This window comes from Chitinophaga varians, assembly GCF_012641275.1.
Lineage (GTDB): Bacteria > Bacteroidota > Bacteroidia > Chitinophagales > Chitinophagaceae > Chitinophaga > Chitinophaga varians_A.
Map to the genome: position 1 here is coordinate 713,705 of NZ_JABAIA010000002.1, position 20,990 is coordinate 734,694.

Below are 20,990 nucleotides of genomic sequence, written 5' to 3' on the forward strand. Positions count from 1 at the left end.
AAGCCTTCCCGCCCTTGACTGTCGCCCGTTTGCCCGACCCCATTCCACGCACGATCTGACCCTTCGCCCGTCTGCGCGACCGTTTGGCCCAATTTTTTGTTAAAAGGAAATAATTTCAAGTGGCAACGGACGATTTTATTTTATATTTGATCAGACAACGTTTACGTTAATAGAGATACATATGAGACTGAAAGTGATTATCCCGGTCGTGCTCCTCAGCATATCCGCCGGTGTGTTGGCTTTTAACAAGCTGGGCCATGCAGACGACCCCCCTGGCCGTTACGAAGTCATCATGAACCTGGTGGGCCAGATGCTGAAGGAAGGCCACTACCAACCCAAAGCTATTGATGATGCCTTCTCCAAAGAAGTTTTCAATAAATATGTGCGCAGCCTGGACATGGAAAAGAAATTTTTCCTGAAATCTGACATTACCCGTCTGGAGCCACTGGCCACACATATAGACGACGAGCTGAAAGGCGCGCCGGTAGACTGTTTCCGCAATATCAACACCCTCATCAAACAAAGGGTGGCTGAAGCGGCCGGCATCTACCCGGAACTGCTCTCCAAACCGTTCGATTTCACCGTGGACGAGAAAGTGACCCTCGACCCGGAAAAGCTGGACTATCCGGCAGATGAAAACGCCCGGAAAGAAGCATGGCGCAAAGTGCTGAAATACCGCACACTGGAAAAACTCACAGATCTTCAGGAGATGAGAGACAAAGCCAAGGACGGCGATAGCGTTAAAACCAAGACCGACGCCCAGCTGGAAAGCGAAGCCCGCGTAAAGGTGAAACAACTGTATGACCGTTACTTTGAGCGCCTGAAGAACAGACAAAACGACAACGACCGTTTCAACTTATACGTGAATGCCATCACCACCACGATGGACCCGCATACCGATTACTTCCCGCCGGATGAAAAACGTGCCTTTGAAGAACAGATGGCCGGCAAATTCTTCGGTATCGGCGCCCAGCTGAAAGAAGAGGGCGACCGTATTAAAGTGGTGAGCATCGTCACCGGAAGCCCCAGCTGGAAACAAGGTCAGCTGAAAGCTAACGACGTAATTCAGAAAGTGGCCCAGGGGAACGCAGAACCGGTTGATATCGCCGGCTATCCTGTGGAAGATGCCGTGAAACTGATCCGTGGCAAAAAAGGCACGCCGGTAAAATTGACCGTGAAAAGCGTGGACGGTACCACTAAAGACATTACCATTGTTCGTGATGAGATCGTAACAGAAGAAACCTTCGCCAAATCCGCCATCATCAATGGCCAGCATAAAATCGGCTACATCTATCTGCCAGAATTCTATGCAGACTTCAACGACCGCAACGGCGCCCGCAGCGCGGAAGACGTGGCCAAAGAAGTAGCCAAACTGAAAGCGGAGAAAGTAGAAGGCATCATCCTCGATCTGCGCTTCAACGGCGGCGGTTCCCTCCAGGACGTGGTACAGATGGCCGGCCTGTTTATTCCGGAAGGCCCTGTGGTGCAGGTGCGTTCCAGAGGCGGTGACGCAGTGGTGCTGCGCGACCGTGACAAAAATGTTCAATACGACGGCCCGCTGGCCATCATGGTCAACGAATACAGCGCCTCCGCTTCTGAGATCATGGCAGCAGCCATGCAGGACTATAAACGCGCTGTGATCATCGGTAGCGGCCAGACCTTCGGCAAAGGCACGGTACAACGCCTGTTCAACCTCGATGACTTCTATCCGGTAAAAGACGGTGGCAGCCTCGGCGCCCTGAAACTTACCCAGCAGAAATTCTATCGGGCCAACGGCGGTTCCACCCAGCTGAAAGGCGTAGCTTCTGATGTTGTACTGCCGGACCCGTATTATGATGTGGCTGAACGCAAAGACAGCGATGCGCTGGTATGGGATGAAATTCCCCGCGCTTCCTTCACTCCCTGGATCAATCCGGTGCCGACTGAAGCACTTAAAAAGAACAGCGAGAAGAGAATGGCTACCAGCCCCGCTTTCAGGCTGCTCACCGAAAATCTGAACACCCTGAAGAAGCTGGAGAAGCAGGAAACCTATTCTCTCAACCTGCAAACTTTCAAGGCTGAACAGAAAACAAATACCGCTGCCCTGAAAAAATATGACGCAGTAAACGATAAAGTGAAAGAACTGAGTATCGTTAACATCAGGTCAGATATGGAAAAACTCGGCAACGATTCCTCCAAGATCGCCCGTAACAAGGACTGGATCAAGGTAAGGACTAAAGACATCTATCTCGATGAAGCTGTGAATGTGATGAATGACCTGATTGCCATGTCTCTGCCGAAGATGGAACGCAAACCGAACCGCTAAGCGGAACAACCAGGCAAAAAAAGAGAATATATAAAAAGCGCATCGCCCGTTGATATTGTATCAACGGGCGATGCGCTTTTATGCTGTTGTTATCTTTTTATTTTTGTTTGCTCAGTTCTTCCAGTGCTTTCTTTACCACCGGGTCTGTAGCGTTGATCGTTTCATAGAACCCTTCGGTGCGGTACAGCTGGCGCGCCAGCATGGCTTTAAGGCGGGTTTTGATCTCGGCGTCGTCATGGCCGTTGAGGTGTTGCAGGCCAGGTATGCTGTCTTTCTGTGCATAGGCCTTGAACTCGTCAAACAATGCCGGGCTGGTCTGGAAGTTTTTGGTGAAATCTTCTGCGTCCTTGTAGCGTTTGAAGGCTTCTTTGTTGCTGGTATAATACTGGTAAGCGAAGTTGCTCAGGGTATTACGTGTATAGATCGCCGTTAGTGACGGGGAGAACCGGGAAGTGTCAAACGGCACGAAGATATCGGGAGTGATACCGCCGCCGCCATATACACGGCGCCCGGAGGCCGTTTTATAAGGAACGGTGTCAGTGATTTTGATACTGTCCTTGTTCACCAGTTCACCATGATGGAAACGTTCGAGGATATCTTCGTCATAAGAAGTGCCGTCGCCGTAAGGTTTCTGGATACTTCTGCCGGAAGGGATATAATAGCGGGCAACGGTGAGGCGGAGCGCGCCGCCGTTGTCGAGATCATATTGTTCCTGTACGAGGCCTTTACCAAAGGTGCGGCGGCCTATGACAGCGCCGCGGTCCCAGTCCTGTATAGCGCCGGCGAGTATTTCACTGGCGGAAGCGGAGCCTTCGTCGGTGAGGATGGCCAGTGCGCCACGTTCAAACATGCCGGGGCGTTTGGTTTTATAATCGGTGCGAGGGTAATCTTTACCTTTTGTATAAACGATCAGCTTATTGTCGCCCAGCAGTTCATCTGCGATGCGTACAGCCGCGTCCATGAACCCGCCCGGGTTCTGGCGTACGTCGATGATCAGTTTTGTCATGCCTTGTTTTTCCAGCTTACGCATGGCTTGCATGAATTCATCGAAGGTGGTGGCGGAGAACTTGTTGATTTTAATGTAGCCTACGCCAGGAGCGGCCATATAGCTGGCGTCCAGGCTGTAGATAGGGATGACGCCTCTTTTGATAGGCACCTGTATTTGTTTCTGCTGGCGCAACAGGGTGGTGTTGACAAGCGAGCCGGCAGGGCCGCGCAGCAGTTTACGGATTTTATCGGGGGTGATGCCATTACCGGCCACCAGGCTGTCATTAACTTTGAGGATCTTGTCGCCTGTTTGTACGCCGGCTGCTTCTGAAGGGCCGCCACTCAGCACAGATATCACATTCACGGTATCGGCAGTGATATTGAATTCCACGCCGATGCCCTGGAAGTTGCCTTCCAAATCTTCATTCACGGCCTGCAGCTGGGAAGGGGGGATATAGATAGAGTGAGGGTCGAGATGGCTCAGGAGGCCATCGATAGCTTCCTGTTGTACTTTATCGGCATCCAGTGTGTCTACATATTTTGTTCTGATGAGGTCCATCACTTCCTGCAATGGCCCTTTGGTGGGTTTGGTGAAGAAGACGGTCGTACCGCCGGTGTTGGACCCGGGCATTTTATGGCCGAGGAACATCCCGATGGCCAGTACTACCGCAAAGAGAAGAGGTAAAAAAACATTCAGCTTCCTGTTTGACATAATTTGATTATTATCCCGCTAATTTATGACCAATCTAACCATGTAATATAAGCCGCAGGCGGAAGGAAATCTGCTGCGTGCATGCATCATCATAGCTTAAACTCTGGGGTGGCATTTGTTTTTATGAAACCCTTTTGTTTAAATTGTGACAAAAATAGCATAAATCAGGAGCAAACGCTTACGATTCTTTAATTTCATAAATTACAGGATGGCTGCAAGAACAAAGCTGATCGCTGACAGCGGATCTACAAAGACGGAATGGGCCTTGTTGGGAGACCACGAGCCGGGGATCTACAACACCCAGGGTGTAAGCCCCTATTTTCAGACAGCAGAACAGATCCGGCAGATCATGGAGGTGGAGCTTATTCCCCAGCTGCCGGCCGGTACGGTGATTGACGAGGTGTATTTTTATGGTACCGGTCTCGCCCAGCAAAAGAACACTCAGCTGGTAACAGCGTGCCTGAAGGCTGTCTGGCCCTCGGCTACTGTAGGTGTCGACCACGACCTGATGGGGGCCGCCCGCGCGCTGTGCGGCCGTACGCCGGGCATCGCCAGCATCCTTGGCACCGGCTCCAATTCCTGTTTTTTTGACGGGACCACCATCGTGAAAAACAATCCGGGCCTGGGTTATATCCTGGGCGACGAAGGCAGCGGCGCCTACCTCGGCAGAAAAGTATTGCAATACTATCTGTACAATACCTTCGATGAAGAGCTGATGGCCCGTTTTGACCAGAAATATCAAACCAATAAAGACGAAATTCTCGAGAACGTATACCGTAAGCCACTGGCCAATCGTTATTTGTCAACGTATTCCACGTTCCTGTCAGAAAACAGGGGCCACTTCCTGATTGAAAATATCCTTGAAGACGGCCTGAATGACTTTTTCTTCAACCATCTGTATAAGTACCGGGAGAGCTGGACCACCTCCCTGCACTTCACCGGCGGCATCGCCTGGCACTTCCGGGACATTCTGAAAGAACTGTGCGAACTGTATGAACTGCCACTCGGCAAAATCCTGCGCACTCCCATGGAAGGGCTTATTGAATATCATCGTTAATCAATTCTACAACAGATCATATATGGCATTTGTAAAAGTAACTGAACAGACTTCAAATTATCGTCACCTCGAAAAGATGAGCCTGACGGAATTATTGACCAACATCAATAACGAAGACCGGTCAGTTCCCGTGGCCGTGGAAAAATCCATCCCACAGATTGAAAAGCTCGTGGCAGCTATTGCAGACAAGATGCTGGCGGGGGGACGTTTGTTTTATATCGGCGCCGGCACCAGCGGCCGCCTGGGCATTGTGGACGCTTCTGAATGTCCGCCTACGTTCGGTGTGCCACAAGGACTGGTAATTGGCCTGATCGCCGGTGGCGACGCAGCCATCCGCAAAGCCGTGGAATTTGCCGAAGATGACCGCGAACAAGGCTGGAAAGATCTGCAGGAATTTAATATCACCGATAAAGATGTAGTAGTAGGCATCGCTGCCAGCGGTACTACGCCCTATGTGATCGGCGCGCTCGATAAATGCCGCAGCAACGGTATTATTACCGGCAGCATCAGCTGCAACCCTGATACGCCCGTATCTGCAGCAGCTGATTTTCCCGTGGAAGTAGTAGTGGGACCGGAATTCGTGACCGGCAGCACCCGCATGAAAAGCGGTACCGCACAGAAACTGGTGCTGAATATGATCTCTACGGCAGTGATGATCCAGCTGGGCAGGGTAGAAGATAACAAAATGGTAAACATGCAGCTGAGCAATGAGAAATTAGTGGACAGAGGCGTGAAAATGCTGATGGAAAAACTGTCCATCACAGATTATGAACAAGCGCAGCAGCTGCTGCTGAAGGCCGGCAGCGTTAAAAAAGCGGTGGACGATTTTGCCAAAGCCTGATTTAATCTGACATTTGTAGCCGGAGACTACGCATGCATACAATCGAACCATATTATAACTGGAGGCACCTGTACGCCGCTGAAGAAGACGAACAATCACCCTTCTATGGAAGGGAGTACAGTGAATTCGAATTCTCCAATACGGTATACAATTACTATGTTCACCCGCAGTGGGACGACTTTGGGTCCCGTAACCTGTACCTGAAAATCCTCTTCGCTGACTATCAGTACAACTTCGCCATTATCGAACTGCTGGGAGAATGGAATGATGCCATCGACAATGATATCATGACCCTCAAACGTGAAATCATCGATGTACTCATCGCGGAAGGCATCTACAAGTTTATCCTCATCGCTGAAAATGTGATGAACTTCCACTCTTCCGATGACTGTTATTATGAAGAATGGTGGGAGGACATCAGAGACGAAGGAGGATGGATCGTTGCACTGAATATGCCTGAACAAACCAGGCAGGAGTTTGAAAAAGCCCGCCTGCATCATTATGTCCACCTGCTCGATGATGACAAATGGCGAACATATCAACCACTGCATTTGTATAATATGATAGACAACATCATGCTAAAACGTTTGGAATAATTTATATTATATTTTCAGTACAAAATGAAAGATAATATGCATAAAATGATTGATTTTCAGTTAATTTATGTATTTATTATTTTTTAAATGCGTGTGAAAACCTGATAAATATCATTTGGTTTTTGTTTTTCCTGCGCTAAATTTGCCCGACATTTCAATCAACTTTAATACAAGGAAGCTTAGAATTTTACTTATGAAGTGGTCACAGTTTTTTAATACATCTATCGGTAAGAAGTTATTGGTAGGTGCTACCGGTTTGTTTCTTTGCAGTTTTGTTATTGTGCATCTGGCAGGTAACTTTCAGCTGCTGTACAACGACGAAGGCAAGGCATTTAACGCGTATGCCCAGTTCATGGGACATAACAGCCTGATTCAGTTCATTGCCTGGGGCCTTAAAGTAGTGATCATTATTCACGCCCTGATCGCACTGAAGCTCACATTTTCCAACAGGGCTGCCCGTCCGGTGAAGTACGCTATCAACCCGGGCAACCAGACATCTTCCTGGTTCAGCCGTCAGATGGCGATCATGGGAAGCATCCTCCTTATCTTTATTGTGATTCACCTGGCTAACTTCTGGGGCAAATTCCACTATGCTGAAATGCCTACCCGCACTTATCCCGGTATCGAAGAACCACTGAAAGACCTCTATGCGCTGAGCTATGAAACTTTCCAGAACGTATGGCTGGTAATCCTCTATGTGATCGGCATGATCGGCCTCTCTTTCCACCTGATCCACGGTTTTAAGAGCGCCTTCCAGACTTTCGGTCTGAACCACAAAAAATACAACGGTTTGATCAACTTTGTAGGTGTATGGATCTTCGGTATCCTGATCCCTGTTGGCTTTGCCCTGATCCCGATTGTTATCTATTTAAAAAAATAATTCTGTAAAGTAAGGATATATGTTGAACGCAAAAATTCCAGCCGGCCCGTTAAATACTAAATGGGAAGACTATAAAGGACATTGTAAACTGGTAAACCCTGCCAACAAGCGCAGCCTCGAAGTGATCGTGATTGGTACTGGTTTGGCCGGCGCTTCAGCAGCGGCTTCATTAGGTGAGTTGGGGTATAAGGTTAAAGCATTCTGCTTTCAGGATAGTCCGCGTCGCGCGCACAGTATTGCTGCCCAGGGTGGTATCAATGCTGCAAAAAACTACCAGAACGACGGTGACTCCGTTTACCGCCTGTTCTATGATACAGTAAAAGGTGGCGACTACCGCGCCCGCGAAGCCAATGTGCATCGCCTGGCAGAGGTAAGCGGCAATATTATAGATCAATGCGTGGCCCAGGGTGTTCCCTTTGCCCGTGAATACGGTGGACTGCTGAGCAACCGCTCTTTCGGTGGCACACAGGTACAACGTACTTTCTACGCTGCCGGTCAAACCGGTCAGCAGCTCCTGCTGGGCGCTTACTCCGCCCTGGAGCGCCAGGTGGCACTGGGTAACGTGAAAATGTATTCCCGCCACGAAATGCTGGAAATCGTAAAGATCGACGGCAAAGCACGCGGTATCATCGCCCGTGACCTGATCACCGGTGAACTGGAGCGTCATTTCGGTCATGCGGTACTGATCTGCAGCGGCGGTTATGGTAACGTGTTTTACCTGTCCACCAACGCAATGGGCTCTAACGTAACTGCAGCCTGGAAAGCCACCAAAAACGGTGCTTACTTCGCCAATCCCTGCTTTACACAGATCCACCCTACCTGTATCCCCGTATCCGGCGATCACCAGTCCAAACTGACCCTCATGTCAGAATCACTACGTAACGACGGCCGTATCTGGGTACCCAAAAAACAAAACGATAACCGCAAAGCCAGCGATATTCCGGAAGAGGAAAGAGACTACTACCTGGAAAGAAGATATCCTGCCTTCGGTAACCTCGTTCCCCGCGACGTGGCCTCCCGCGCTGCAAAGGAAAGATGTGATGCCGGTTATGGCGTAGGTACTTCCAAACAGGCCGTATACCTCGATTTCGCCGCTGCCATCGAACGTTATGGCAACATCGAAGCCGGTAAACGCCAGCTCTCCAATCTCTCTAAAGCAGAGATCATCAAACTGGGTAAAGAAGTAGTAGCAGAAAAATATGGTAACCTGTTCGATATGTACGCCAAAATCACCGGCGAAAACCCATACGAACAACCCATGCGTATCTATCCTGCCGTACACTATACCATGGGCGGCCTGTGGGTAGACTACGAACTGCAAACCACCGTTCCCGGCCTGTACTCCCTCGGTGAAGCCAACTTCTCCGACCACGGTGCCAACCGCCTCGGCGCTTCTGCACTGATGCAGGGCCTGGCAGATGGTTACTTCGTGATCCCTTACACCCTTGGTAACTACCTGGCAGACGAAATCCGCACCAAAGCTATCCCGACAGACCACCCGGCCTTCGTGGAAGCTGAAAACAAGGTGAAAGAAACCATCTCCAGACTGATGGGCATCAAAGGGTCCAAGTCTGTAGACCACTTCCATAAAAAACTCGGTAAGATCATGTGGGACAAGTGCGGCATGGCACGTAACGAACAAGGTCTGAAAGAAGCCATCGAAGAAATCAAAGCCCTGCGCGCTGAATTCTGGAAAGATGTGCGCGTACCGGGTGCTGAAAAAGAATTCAACCCTGAACTGGAGAAAGCCGGCCGTGTAGCCGATTTCCTGGAACTGGGCGAACTGATGTGCATCGACGCACTGCAACGCCGCGAATCCTGCGGTGGCCACTTCCGTGAAGAATCACAGACACCGGACGGCGAAGCACAACGTGACGATGCTAACTTCAGCTACGTGGCTGCCTGGGAATACAAAGGCCCCGGTCAGTTCGAACTGCACAAGGAAGAACTGAAATTTGAAGAGGTAATTCCTTCTCAACGTAGCTATAAATAAGGGTATTGGCCCATTGCTTTACAGGGGGCCAGGATTGTAAAATAAAATAATTGTCCAGCGAATATGGAACATTATAACATGAACCTCACCTTAAAGGTGTGGAAACAACAAAACAAAAATGCTCAGGGTGGATTTGAAACATATGTTGTAAAAGATATTTCTTCCGAAATGTCTTTCCTGGAGATGTTTGACGTGCTGAACGAGCAACTGATCAACGAAGGAAAAGAACCGATCGCATTTGACCACGACTGCCGCGAAGGTATCTGTGGTATGTGCTCTATGCACATCAATGGCCGTGCGCACGGTCCTTGGGCTGGTACCACTACCTGCCAGCTGCATATGCGCGCTTTCAAAGACGGTGATACCATCACCGTTGAACCCTGGAGAGCTGGTGCTTTCCCGGTACTGAAAGACCTCACCGTAGACAGATCAGCATTTGACCGTATCATCGAAGCAGGTGGTTACGTCTCTGTAAACACCGGCAACGCACAGGACGCTAACTGCCTCCCGGTTGATAAACACAAAGCTGACCTGGCTTTTGCTGCGGCAGCCTGTATCGGTTGCGGCGCTTGCGTGGCTGCATGTAAAAACTCTTCTGCCATGCTGTTCGTGTCTGCTAAAGTTTCCCAACTGGCCCTGCTGCCACAAGGCGATCCTGAACGTCAGACCCGCGCACTCAACATGGTGGCTCAAATGGACAAGGAAGGTTTCGGTAGCTGCACCAACACCGGCGCCTGCGAAGCAGAATGTCCGAAAGAGATCTCCCTCACCAATATCGCCCGTCTCAACAGGGAGTTCATTGGCGCAGGCTTTGGCTCTGAGAAATAACAGTCTTGACTATATAATGCAAAAACGGCGCAGGTACTTTACCTGCGCAGTTTTTTATGGACCTGTTGATCAGTTATTTAATCCTCGCGGCGATATCACGCCAGTCATAATAATGGAAGGTCTTGTCCGTGCTCATCACCACAAAAAGGCCCTGTGGATATTTCGGGCCAAGGTTCACATTCACAACATCAGACCCGTCGCTGTTGATAGCAGATACAGGTATCTTCGCCAGTAACGCTGGTTTCACGTCTTCCCTGCGGTAAACATTGAAACTGTTGGCATCCTGGTCGGATACAAGAATGAAACCGGTGCTGTCGCCGGTTTTGTAAATACTGATGCCTTCATTGTCAGCTTTGAACTCACCGCTGCCAAATAACGCCAGCTCCTGATCGCCCTTCGCGGGATCTGCATGATACCGGCGTACACCAGTCTGTTCATCTGAATAATACACGTACCCCAGCTCATTGTCTACTGCCACGCTTTCAATTTCTTTTTTGCCGCTGTAGGTGCCAAATTTACGTACAACCGTTCCCGTTACTTGCCCTTTGCCGTTGTCGGTCAACTGGTACTGCCACAGGTAACCCTGTGCGGGGCCGGATTTACGGCTGACGATAGCAAAGATGGCTTTGTCTGTAGGCCGTGTGTACAGGCTGATGCCCATAGGGCCGCGTTCTTTTTCGCCGGTAAATACCTCCAGGCCGCCATTGTCGACAGGCTCCATCTCCGGCAGGCGGTAAATGCGCAGCTTGTTGGTCTCTCTTTCTGTCGTCACGGCAATGTCCACTGGCTGATTGTTCAGCAGCAGGCCATACGCAACATCCACGTTGTTCGGGCGTTTCAGGCCGGCTATCTTTTTCACGATCTGCCCATCCAGGTTATATACATATAAAGCCCCGTCTGTGTTTTTATCTGTGCCGATGATCAGGCTTTTGCTACTATCGGCCTTGTTGATCCAGATAGCCGGATCATCGCTGTCGTATTGTGTGACAGGGGTGACCACCACCGGCTTCACTGCATCGGCGGCCGGCGCCGGTATAGGCTTATGCTGTTTATTGTTGCAGGCAGTAAAGCCGGCAACAATGCCGGCTACTGCTACTATTTTTCCATATTTCATATAAGATCGCAAAGTCAAAAAATTCCAAAATCCGTAAATCCAATAACCAAATCTAGAAAATAACCCAATATTAGTGTTGGTTACCGCTGCCATCCTGTTGATAAGCGCCGATGTCTTTACCGGGGCGCATTACATCCGCAGCAGCTGCTGTTTTGACCGTCGTGATGTTCATGGGCGCGAACTGGGTGTTACCTTTTCCTACCGCCAGGGAGGTGGGTTTCACACGGAAGTTGGAAGTGCCCTGTTGTAACAGTGGCAACGGCTGTTGTTTCCAGGAAGTAGGCATTGCTTTCACAGTGCCGCCCAGCGTCGTATAATCAAATTGATCTACATCAAAAGCATAGAATACAGGGTTGTTTTGTTTGACGTCGCCATGGATGTCGGTAGCGGTGAAAACAGATACGCCGTCGGTGGCGTTGAACTGGTTCCACAGCGTATAGGAGTTACCGTAAAACAGGTTGTTGCCATATGTGAGGTTGGCGAGGTCCGCACCGGTACCGGCGCCGCCTACTACGCGCATGCTTACACGACAGTTGATGAAGAGATTATTGAATGCTTTTCCTTTGGCAAAAGCTTCGAAGTTGATACCGCCGCCACGGCCTTCTTTCGTTTGCCGGAAGCCGCAGTTGATCATGGTATTATTGTAGATGTATACATTGGCCTGCACGGTTTTATCGCCGGAGTTGGACACCTTGAAAGCGTTGGTGGCCGCGCCTATGGCTACGTTGTACGCTACATCCCCAACGGTGCCGGATTTCATGTTCAGTGCTTCTCCGCCTTTTTCACCGCACATTTCAAAAGTATTGCGCAGAATGCTGATACGGCCGCCATCTGTACGGATAGCGTCGTCTTTACTGCCTCTGATCCAGCAGTCTTCCAGGATGAAGTTTTTGTCTACGTTGGCGAAATAGATCATGTAGCGCGGGTCGCCGGCTTTGTACACATCGTTACCGATAGCTACGGGGCCGCCGGCGAACTCCAGGTGCGTCCATTTCAGGATAAGGTCGCCGCCTTGTTTGTCTTTGGCAGGTGTACACTGAATACCGCCCCAGATCCCTTTGAAAGCATTATCAGTGGTACGCAGTTCTTCTGATACGGTGATATAGTTGGGCGCCTCTTTGGTGCCGAGGCTGATCAGGCTTCCGTTCACAGTGATCTGCGGGCTTTTCAGCTGGCTGCTGCCGTCGCCGAGGGCAATCAGTTTTACGCCGCTTTGCATAAAGAGGGTATCGCCGTCATTGATGGTGATGTCGGTAGCGAAATAGTAGGTTTTGCCGGCCAGCAGTGTGCCCTGAATAGCGCCGGACAAGGTGTCTGAGGTAATGGGTTTGCTGGGGGTGATCACCGGTTTGGACACCATCACGTCTGCCTCTTTATGGCAGGAGGTGAGGATGGTACCTGTGGTGACTGCGGCAAGTATATAGTGATGTAATTTCATGTTCGTAAAGTTTTAGAGTTTGAAACGGAGGCCTAGCAGGTAAGTCTGGCCGTAAGTGTTTTTGCGGACAAATACATTTTTACCCACGGTCTGCTCCGGTACGCCGGCGGCAGATTTTTCTGTGTTAGGGCTCTTGATGAACAGCTCGTAAGGCGTGTTCAGCAGGTTGCCCACTTTGGCGTAGGCATACAGTTTCTTCCAGATCCTTTTTTCGGCAGAGAAATCCAGTTGCACAAAGCCTTTCTGCCAGATATCGTTGTTGTAAAACTGGGATACGATGTCGATGCGTTCGCCGGTATATACCATGGCCAGTTGTGCGTCGAGGCCGGAATGCGCGTCTTTGTACAGCACGGAGAGGTTGCCGATATGTTTGGATTGTCCCTGCAGCGGGCGTTCCTGGCTAATGGTTTTCTGCGTGATGTTACCGTTGTCTTCACGGTACCACTGCATTTTGTTGCTGGTGATGGAAGAGTTGGTATAGGTATAGTTCAGGCGGACACCGAATTTGCGGATGTACTTGGCGGCTTCCAGCTCAAAACCGTAGTTGGTGGCGGTACCGAAGTTACCGCTCATGAGGTTGATGCTGCGGCCGTTTTGTACCAGTGCAGATTCAATCGGGTCTTTGATGCGTTTGTAGAATACACCGGCCAGCAGCTGGTCCAACGCTTTGGGGAAGTATTCATAGCGCAGGTCGAAGTTATCGGAGGTGGCTCTTTTCAGGTAAGGGTTGCCTACTTCGGGATAATCCACGTCAGGGTCGCCACCGCGGTGAGGGATCATCTCATAGAAACCAGGACGGCTGATAGCGGAATAGTAGGAGAGGCGGACGTTTTGTTTGCTGTCCGGCATGTATTTGAAGTGGATGCCGGGTAACACATCTATGTATTTAACAGTACCGGTTTTACCTTCCACGGAAGATGGCACAGCAGATTCCCAGGAGGCATTGGTATGTTCTACCCTAACGCCGGCGAGGGTTTGCAGGCGGCCGATCTGGAACTTCACCTGTCCGTAATAGGCGGCCACGTTTTCTGTAAAATCATAGTTCAGGGCGTCGTCGGGCGCACCTACTCTGTTGAACAGTGTGAGTTTGTGCGCGTCAATGTCGTTGTTGAAAGCCTGTGTGGTGGAGTCAGGGCGCAGCGTGTATTCGTCATAGTAACTATGGCGTTGTTTGTTGCGGTACATACCCCCTACAGAGATCTCTGTTTTTATATTGGCAATTTTGGGCGTGTACACAAAATTGAGGTAACCGCTTTTGTCTTCGTCCGAGTTACGGGCCCATTCGTGGGTAACGCCTTGCAACGCGTCCAGCAGTACAGCCTCCTGTTTCAGGGTATTGTCTTTCTGCGGGGTTACGCCGGTGTTCACATTCAGTTCGGTGCGGTTAGGTACGTTGGCGGTGGCTTTGGAATAAACGGCAGACCAGTTCATATGCAGGTGACGGGCCAGTTTATGGTCGCCCTGTAAGGTAAAGTTGCTGATCTGTTGCACGCTGCGTTCGCTGCGGTAGTTGTTGCTTACCCTGCCGGAACCCGGTACGGTGCGGCCCAGTTCGAGGCTGGTGTCGGAGCTGAAACGGAAGAGGTTCTGGCCCAGGTTCATATATGCTGCGTATAAGGATATCTGATGATCATCGTTGAACTCATAATCCACTTTGGCGTGCATGCCTGTCCGTTGTTGCTGGATGGAATAGGTCCTGTTTTTGGCGGAGGTAAAAGCGGGGGTGTTATCGTTTTTGTCTACTTCTGTCTGTAGGTACAGGGAATTGTTGGAACGATAGGTATTTTGATAGCTGATACCTGCGATGGCGCCCAGTTTGCCGTTTTTGCTGCGGCCGCCCGCGCTGATGCCGAATACGCTGGCTACCGGGGCTTTGCCGGTATTCAGGTGCAGCGGGTTGTTGGTAAAATCGTTGATGTTGGCTTCGTAGTTATTGCCGTTACTGATACGCGGAGATGTTTTGGCAGAGCCGCTTCTGTCGAAACGGGTGAAGTCATTGTCAAACAGCGTTTGTGCGTAACCGATAGCGGCGTTGGCATTCAGCATAAAGTGTTTGGGGGCGTCTTTCATCACCATGTTGGTGGCGCCGCCGATGGCATCGCCTTCCATATTGGGGGTAATGGCTTTATATACTTCGAGGCGGTCTACCAGGTCTGCCGGGAAGATGTCGAGCGGAACATACCTGTTCTTGTTGTCAGGGCTGGGGATTTTGATACCGTTGATCAGGGTGTACTGGTATCTTTTGTCCATACCGCGGATGATCGCGTACTGTCCGTCGCCGTTGTTGCTGCGCTCCAGCGATACGCCGGAAATACGTTGCATTACGTTGGCGATGGTAATGTCAGGTGATACCTGGATAGCGGCGGCAGATACGGCGTTGAGCACCATGTCTGCTTTTTGCACGGTCTTCAGCGCGCTTTTTTCGCTGCCTTTGTCGCCTTTGCCGGTAACGGTGAGGGTTTTCAAGGCTACGTCTTTAGATTCCATTTCGATGTTCAGGTTGCTCACCTGTCCTTCGCAGTGGATTTTCTTTTCCACTTCATGATGTCCGAGGTCTTTTACCTTGATTTCATAATCACCTGCCGGTACATTGCGGAAAACGAAACTACCGTCCAGGCCGGTGGTACCGGTGGCCGAGTAATGTTCGTTTTTCAGCTTCACCGCTGCGCCTGTCAGCGGCTGACCGGTTTGTTTGTCGGTTACAGTTCCTTTCACGCCGGTGGTTGTTTGTGCGATAGCACCAAAGCCCGACATGATAAAGATGAGTAATGGTAAAAATATCTTCATACAGCATTGTTTTGTCGGGGCGAAATAACCGCTCTTCCAGCACTGTAGCACTATAGAGGCCGTTAAGTCTTTATGAAGGAATTATGAAGTTTGTATTAAGTTTTCGCAAACACGCTGAAGCGTTTTAGCAGTCCACCGAAACGCGCTATTGACCGCTCATAATTCGGATGTATGATTGCTGATATTTTTTATTATCATAGTGCTGCTTTTAAAATCTTATTAAAATCTTGTTGGAATATGTCAGATCAATCCCGTAGGAAGTTTATCAAACATATCGGCAGCACTGCGGCGCTGCTGGGCATCGGCCAGCTGGCGGCCCTGGGAAAGGAAAATGAACCGGTGACCATCCTGCAGCCGGAGAAACCATTTTCCGCCAATGATAAAATCCGTGTTGCCTGTGTAGGCATGGGCATCATGGGCTTCGGTGATGTGGACACCGCCATCAAAGTGCCCGGCGTGGAATTCGTGGCGGCGGCCGACCTCTATACCGGCCACCTGGACCGGGTAAAGGAGGTATATGGCCCGCAGATATTCACCACCCGCGACTACCGCGAACTCTTACACCGGAAAGACATTGACGCTATCATCGTGGCTACGCCGGACCACTGGCATGATACGATCTCCATCGCCGCAATGGAAGCCGGGAAAGCCGTGTATTGCGAGAAACCCATGGTACAGCAGATAGAAGAAGGACATAAAGTGATTGCCACCCAGCAGCGCACCAAAGCGGTGTTCCAGGTAGGCAGCCAGCGGGTGAGCAGTATAGCTATGGCGGAGGCGCGTAAACGTTACCAGGCCGGCGAAATTGGTCAGCTGAACGTGGTGGAGGCCCGGATGGACCGCCACAGCGCACTCGGCGCCTGGCAGTATTCCATTCCTACTGATGCTTCCCCTGCTACAGTGGATTTTGATACCTTCCTGAAGGATACCGCTAAAGTGCCTTTTGATGCAAAACGTTTCTTCCGCTGGCGCAACTACCAGGCATATGGCACCGGCATCCCCGGTGATCTGTTTGTGCATCTGATCTCCGGCCTGCACTTCATCACCGGCTCACTCGGTCCCACCAGCATCTATGCCAGCGGCAACCTGGTGCAATGGAAAGACGGCCGCGACGTGCCCGATGTGGTAGTGGCCATCTTCGATTACCCTGAAACAAAAGAACATCCCGCATTCCAGATGACGCTCCGTGTGAACTTCGCTGACGGTAGCGGCGGCGGTGAGTACACTCGCCTCATCGGCACAGAAGGCGTGATGGAAATGGGATGGAACGACTTCAAAATCAAAAAACATAAATTGCCCGAAGCGCCCGGCTACGGCGGATGGGACACCTTCCGCACTTTCACCGAAAAACAACAGGCCGAATATGTGAAAGATTACAACGCCCGCTACGGCGCCAACAGCGGCAAGCCGGTGGAGACTTCCAGCAATTACGCAGCACCCGCAGGTTATGACGACCGGCTGGACCACTTCAAAAATTTCTTTGAATCCATGCGTACAGGCAAGGCCGTAGTAGAGGATGCCACCTTCGGCCTCCGGGCCGCAGGCCCGGCACTGGTCACCAACCAGAGCTACTTCAGCAAAAAACAGCTCCGCTGGGACCCTGTAAAAATGAAAGTGCTGGCTTAAATCAAAACATATTATCAACATACGGGCGTCATGGTATTTTTTCCATGGCGCTTTTTTATGCAGAAAATATCGGCAATTGCTTAAATTGAGTAAAACCTGTTTCCATGAAGAAGGTATGCTTACTTTTACTTACAGGAATTGTGTTAATGTCTTGTCACGAAAAGAAAAAAAATATGACTAATCAGGATAACCTCCAGCCACCCGTTGCGGAAAAAATACCAAAAGAACTGACGATACACGGAGATACCAGAATTGATAACTATTACTGGATGAACGACCGGGAAGATCCTAAAGTACTGGCCTGGCTCAATGCCGAAAACGCCTACCTGGATTCCACCATGGCCCCCGAAAAAGAACTGCGTGAAAAACTGTTTGAAGAAATGAAAGGCCGTATCAAAGAAACAGATATGAGCGTGCCTTATCTCAAAAACGGTTATTACTATTATTCCCGCTACGAAAAAGGAAAGGAATATCCCATCTACTGCCGCAAAAAAGGCAGCCTGGAAGCAGACGAGGAAATCATCCTGAATGTGAACGACCTCGCTGTAGGCCATGCCTATTGCCAGGTAGGCGGACTAAGCGTCAGCCCCGATACTAAACTGCTGGCCTATGGCGTTGATACGGTTAGCCGTCGCCGTTATACCATCTATGTGAAGAACCTGGAAACCGGCGAAACCTATAAAGACGCTATCCCCGAAACTACCGGCGGTTCCTGCTGGGCCAATGATAACAAGACTTTCTTTTATACCCTGAAGGACACCGTTACCCTCCGGGCCGACCGTGTCATGAAACATTTACTGGGTAACGATGCGGACAAGGAAGTATATCATGAGAAAGACGAAACCTTCAGCCTCAGTTTACAGAAAACAAAATCCGGTAAATATATCGTTATCCACAGCGGTAGCACCCTTTCTTCCGAAAGCCGCGTCCTTGATGCTTCCAAACCTGATGGCGCCTTTACCGTTTTCCAGCCGCGCACCAAAGACATGCTGTACGACATCGATCATAAAGGCGATAAGTTCTATATCGTGACCAACTGGAACGCGCTGAATTTCCGGCTGATGGAAGCACCGCTGGACCAGACCGGCCGTGACCATTGGAAAGAAGTGATCCCTCATCGCAGTGACGTGCTGTTAAGCGGTATCGATGTGTTCAAAGATTTTATGGTGCTGGAAGAGAGAAAGAACGGGCTTACCCAGATCCGTGTGATCAATGATAAAACGCACGAAGACAAATACCTTTCTTTTGCAGAACCGGCCTACGACGCCTACCTCGGTATCAATCCGGAGATGGACAGCAAAGAGCTGCGTTACCAGTACACCTCCATGATTACGCCCACCTCCGTGTACGATTATAACATGGAAACAGGCAAGCAGGAACTGAAGCGGCAACAGGAAGTGCTGGGTGGCTACGATCCTAAAAACTACGCTACTGAAAGACTGACGGCCACTGCTACAGATGGCACTAAAATTCCCATTTCCATCGTCTACAAAAAGGATTTCCATAAAAACGGCAAAGGTCCGTTGTTGCTGTATGGCTATGGGTCTTATGGCCACAGCCTGGACGCGGCCTTCAGCTCCAACCGAATCAGCCTGCTGGACCGCGGCTTTGCATTCGCTATTGCGCATGTGCGCGGCGGACAGGAAATGGGACGTCAGTGGTATGAAGATGGTAAAATGTTCAAAAAGAAAAACACCTTTACTGACTTCATCGACTGTGCTGCCTTCCTGGTAAAGGAGAACTATACCAATCCGGGCCAGCTGTATGCTATGGGCGGCAGCGCCGGCGGTCTGCTGATGGGCGCCGTGATCAATATGCGGCCCGACCTGTTCCATGGCGTGGTGGCACAGGTGCCGTTCGTTGACGTGGTGACTACCATGCTGGATGAAAGCATTCCGCTCACTACCGGTGAATTTGACGAATGGGGCAACCCTAAAAACAAAGACTCTTATGAGTACATGAAGTCCTATTCCCCGTATGATAATGTAACGGCCAAAGCCTATCCCAACCTGCTGGTGACCACCGGTCTGCACGATTCACAGGTACAATACTGGGAACCGGCGAAATGGGTGGCCAAACTGCGGGAGCTGAAAACAGACCATAACCTGCTGCTGTTGCATACGGATATGGAAACAGGCCACGGTGGCGCTTCCGGACGGTTTGAAGCCTTGAAGGAAGTAGCGCTGGAATACGCTTTCCTGCTAAAGCTCGCGAAATAGGTACACAAAGGTTATAAACGAAAAAAGACGCTGAGGATGCCCCTCAGCGTCTTTTTTCGTTTATAACGTCACCGGCTATACGGTCAGCATCAGCTTTTCAGACTGCACCGTTTTGCCGTAGAAGATTTCTGCCATCGTATCAAAGATGGCCGGATCATCGGTGGTGAAGAAGCGGCGGAGGTTGTTCCTGCTCAGGCGGGATTCCATTTCCGGATGCCGCTTCAGGTAGTCTTTGAGGCTGTGGGCCACAATTTTGCCTTGCGACAGGACGGTGATGCCGCCAGGAAGGTGCTGCCGTATTTTTTTCATCAGCAGGGGATAGTGGGTGCACCCCAGTACCAGCGTGTCTATGTTTGTCGACTGGGAGAGGATTTTATCCAGATATTCCTTGACGAAATAATCGGCGCCGTCGCTTTCGTGTTCGTTGTTTTCCACCAGCGGCACCCACATGGGGCAGGCCAGCTGATAGGTTTGTACTTCCGGGAAGAATTTTTTGATTTCTATCGGATAGGACTCGGAAGCAACGGTCCCTTTGGTGGCCAGAATGCCCACTTCGCCGGTTTGGGTAAGGGTGCCTACCATTTCGGTGGTGGGGCGTATCACGCCCAGTACCCGCCTGTCGGGCGCTATCCGCGGGAGGTCTTTCTGCTGTATGGTGCGCAGTGCTTTGGCAGAGGCGGTGTTACAGGCAAGAATGACCAGTGGGCAGCCCATGTCGAACAATTGCTGCACACACTGCAGCGTATAGGCATGGATGGTTTCAAAACCACGGCCGCCATAGGGCGTCCGGGCGTTGTCTCCCAGATAAACGTATTCGTACTGCGGCAGTTCCGCGATGATTTCTTTCAGCACGGTGAGCCCGCCGTAGCCGGAGTCAAAAACACCAATAGGCCCCATGGTAGTATGCTTTATTGGTTATTATTGTCTTTCTGCATCATGCCGGAGCCGGTGAGGTCGTATATCCGCTGAATTTCGTGCAGTACGCCTTCAAAGTCGATTTCCAGGTCTTTCAGCTGGCCGTTTTTGATATCGTATACCCATCCGTGTACCACAGGGTACCCTTTGGCGAGATAGGATTTCTGTACGGCGGCTGTTTTGATGACGTTGATAGCCTGTTCCTGTACGTTCAGTTCCACGAGGCGGTTGTAACGGTCGTGCTCATCAGGAATAGCATTGAGCTCATCCATGTGCAGGCGGTATACGTCACGGATGTTACGCAGCCACGGGTTGAGGATGCCCAGGTCTTTGGGTTGCATGGCGGCTTTTACGCCTCCGCAGTTATAGTGGCCGCATACTACTATGTGTTTCACTTCCAGGTGCACTACAGCGTAATTGATGACCGCCATTACATTGAGATCAGTGTTGGGTACCACATTGGCGATATTGCGGTGCACAAATACTTCACCGGCGCCCAGTCCCATGATTTCATTGGTGGGTACCCGGCTGTCGCTACAACCGATATAAAGGTACTCCGGCGTCTGGGTGTCAGCCATTTTCTCAAAGAACTCCGCGTCGGTGGCCAGTTTGGAGGCTATCCACTGGCGGTTGTTTTCAAATACCTGGTTATAACTTGTCATTGCCGTGTTTTTTTTGTGCTAAAGATACGC

15 protein-coding genes are annotated in these 20,990 nt (G+C 50.5%); 9 read left to right on the top strand and 6 right to left on the bottom strand.

Annotated features, from left to right (window positions below):
• Positions 1–181 precede the first annotated feature (181 nt).
• A complete protein-coding gene (locus tag HGH92_RS17515) occupies positions 182–2,305 on the top strand; it encodes a carboxy terminal-processing peptidase (protein WP_168872060.1) in 2,124 nt (707 codons plus the stop codon).
• Between the two features lie 97 nt (positions 2,306–2,402).
• Here HGH92_RS17515 and HGH92_RS17520 read toward each other — a convergent pair whose 3' ends face one another.
• Positions 2,403–4,004, bottom strand: a complete 1,602-nt coding sequence (locus tag HGH92_RS17520) for a S41 family peptidase (RefSeq protein WP_168872061.1) — start codon at positions 4,002–4,004, stop codon at positions 2,403–2,405.
• Between the two features lie 208 nt (positions 4,005–4,212).
• Here HGH92_RS17520 and HGH92_RS17525 point away from each other — a divergent pair, with 208 nt between their 5' ends.
• The 6 genes from HGH92_RS17525 to HGH92_RS17550 all read left to right on the top strand — a co-directional run bounded on the left by HGH92_RS17525 (position 4,213) and on the right by HGH92_RS17550 (position 10,199).
• Positions 4,213–5,061: an N-acetylglucosamine kinase gene (locus tag HGH92_RS17525; RefSeq protein ID WP_168872062.1), complete on the top strand. Its 849-nt coding sequence runs from the start codon at positions 4,213–4,215 to the stop codon at positions 5,059–5,061.
• 22 nt (positions 5,062–5,083) lie between these two features.
• Positions 5,084–5,902 carry an N-acetylmuramic acid 6-phosphate etherase gene (murQ, locus tag HGH92_RS17530; protein ID WP_168872063.1) on the top strand — a complete coding sequence of 273 codons (819 nt, stop codon included), beginning with the start codon at positions 5,084–5,086 and terminating at the stop codon, positions 5,900–5,902.
• A gap of 32 nt (positions 5,903–5,934) precedes the next feature.
• On the top strand, positions 5,935–6,498 hold the full coding sequence (locus HGH92_RS17535; protein WP_168872064.1) for a hypothetical protein: 564 nt from the start codon (positions 5,935–5,937) through the stop codon (positions 6,496–6,498).
• A gap of 193 nt (positions 6,499–6,691) precedes the next feature.
• Entirely contained in the window at positions 6,692–7,378 is a 687-nt protein-coding gene (locus HGH92_RS17540; RefSeq protein ID WP_168872065.1) for a succinate dehydrogenase cytochrome b subunit, read from the top strand.
• Positions 7,379–7,397: 19 nt separating this feature from the next.
• Complete coding sequence (locus tag HGH92_RS17545; RefSeq protein ID WP_168872066.1) at positions 7,398–9,371, top strand: fumarate reductase/succinate dehydrogenase flavoprotein subunit; 1,974 nt, start codon at positions 7,398–7,400, stop codon at positions 9,369–9,371.
• A gap of 63 nt (positions 9,372–9,434) precedes the next feature.
• Positions 9,435–10,199, top strand: a complete 765-nt coding sequence (locus HGH92_RS17550) for a succinate dehydrogenase/fumarate reductase iron-sulfur subunit (RefSeq protein ID WP_168872067.1) — start codon at positions 9,435–9,437, stop codon at positions 10,197–10,199.
• A gap of 73 nt (positions 10,200–10,272) precedes the next feature.
• Here the strand turns inward: HGH92_RS17550 and HGH92_RS17555 are convergent, their stop codons facing one another.
• The 3 genes from HGH92_RS17555 to HGH92_RS17565 form a co-directional block, all read right to left on the bottom strand.
• Positions 10,273–11,313, bottom strand: coding sequence for a phytase (locus tag HGH92_RS17555; protein WP_168872068.1), 1,041 nt, complete (start codon positions 11,311–11,313; stop codon positions 10,273–10,275).
• Positions 11,314–11,383: 70 nt separating this feature from the next.
• Entirely contained in the window at positions 11,384–12,751 is a 1,368-nt protein-coding gene (locus HGH92_RS17560; RefSeq protein WP_168872069.1) for a hypothetical protein, read from the bottom strand.
• A 12-nt stretch (positions 12,752–12,763) separates the two neighbouring features.
• Complete coding sequence (locus tag HGH92_RS17565; RefSeq protein ID WP_168872070.1) at positions 12,764–15,538, bottom strand: TonB-dependent receptor domain-containing protein; 2,775 nt, start codon at positions 15,536–15,538, stop codon at positions 12,764–12,766.
• 237 nt (positions 15,539–15,775) lie between these two features.
• On the opposite strand from HGH92_RS17565, the gene HGH92_RS17570 reads away from it, so the two are divergent.
• On the top strand, positions 15,776–17,164 hold the full coding sequence (locus tag HGH92_RS17570; protein ID WP_168872071.1) for a Gfo/Idh/MocA family protein: 1,389 nt from the start codon (positions 15,776–15,778) through the stop codon (positions 17,162–17,164).
• 173 nt (positions 17,165–17,337) lie between these two features.
• On the top strand, positions 17,338–19,383 hold the full coding sequence (locus HGH92_RS17575; protein WP_247654964.1) for a S9 family peptidase: 2,046 nt from the start codon (positions 17,338–17,340) through the stop codon (positions 19,381–19,383).
• Positions 19,384–19,458: 75 nt separating this feature from the next.
• On the opposite strand, the gene murI is transcribed toward HGH92_RS17575, so the two are convergent.
• Both murI and HGH92_RS17585 read right to left on the bottom strand, forming a co-directional pair.
• Positions 19,459–20,280, bottom strand: a complete 822-nt coding sequence (gene murI, locus HGH92_RS17580; RefSeq protein ID WP_168872073.1) for a glutamate racemase — start codon at positions 20,278–20,280, stop codon at positions 19,459–19,461.
• Positions 20,281–20,291: 11 nt separating this feature from the next.
• A complete protein-coding gene (locus tag HGH92_RS17585) occupies positions 20,292–20,960 on the bottom strand; it encodes a carbonic anhydrase (protein WP_168872074.1) in 669 nt (222 codons plus the stop codon).
• Positions 20,961–20,990: the final 30 nt, after the last annotated feature.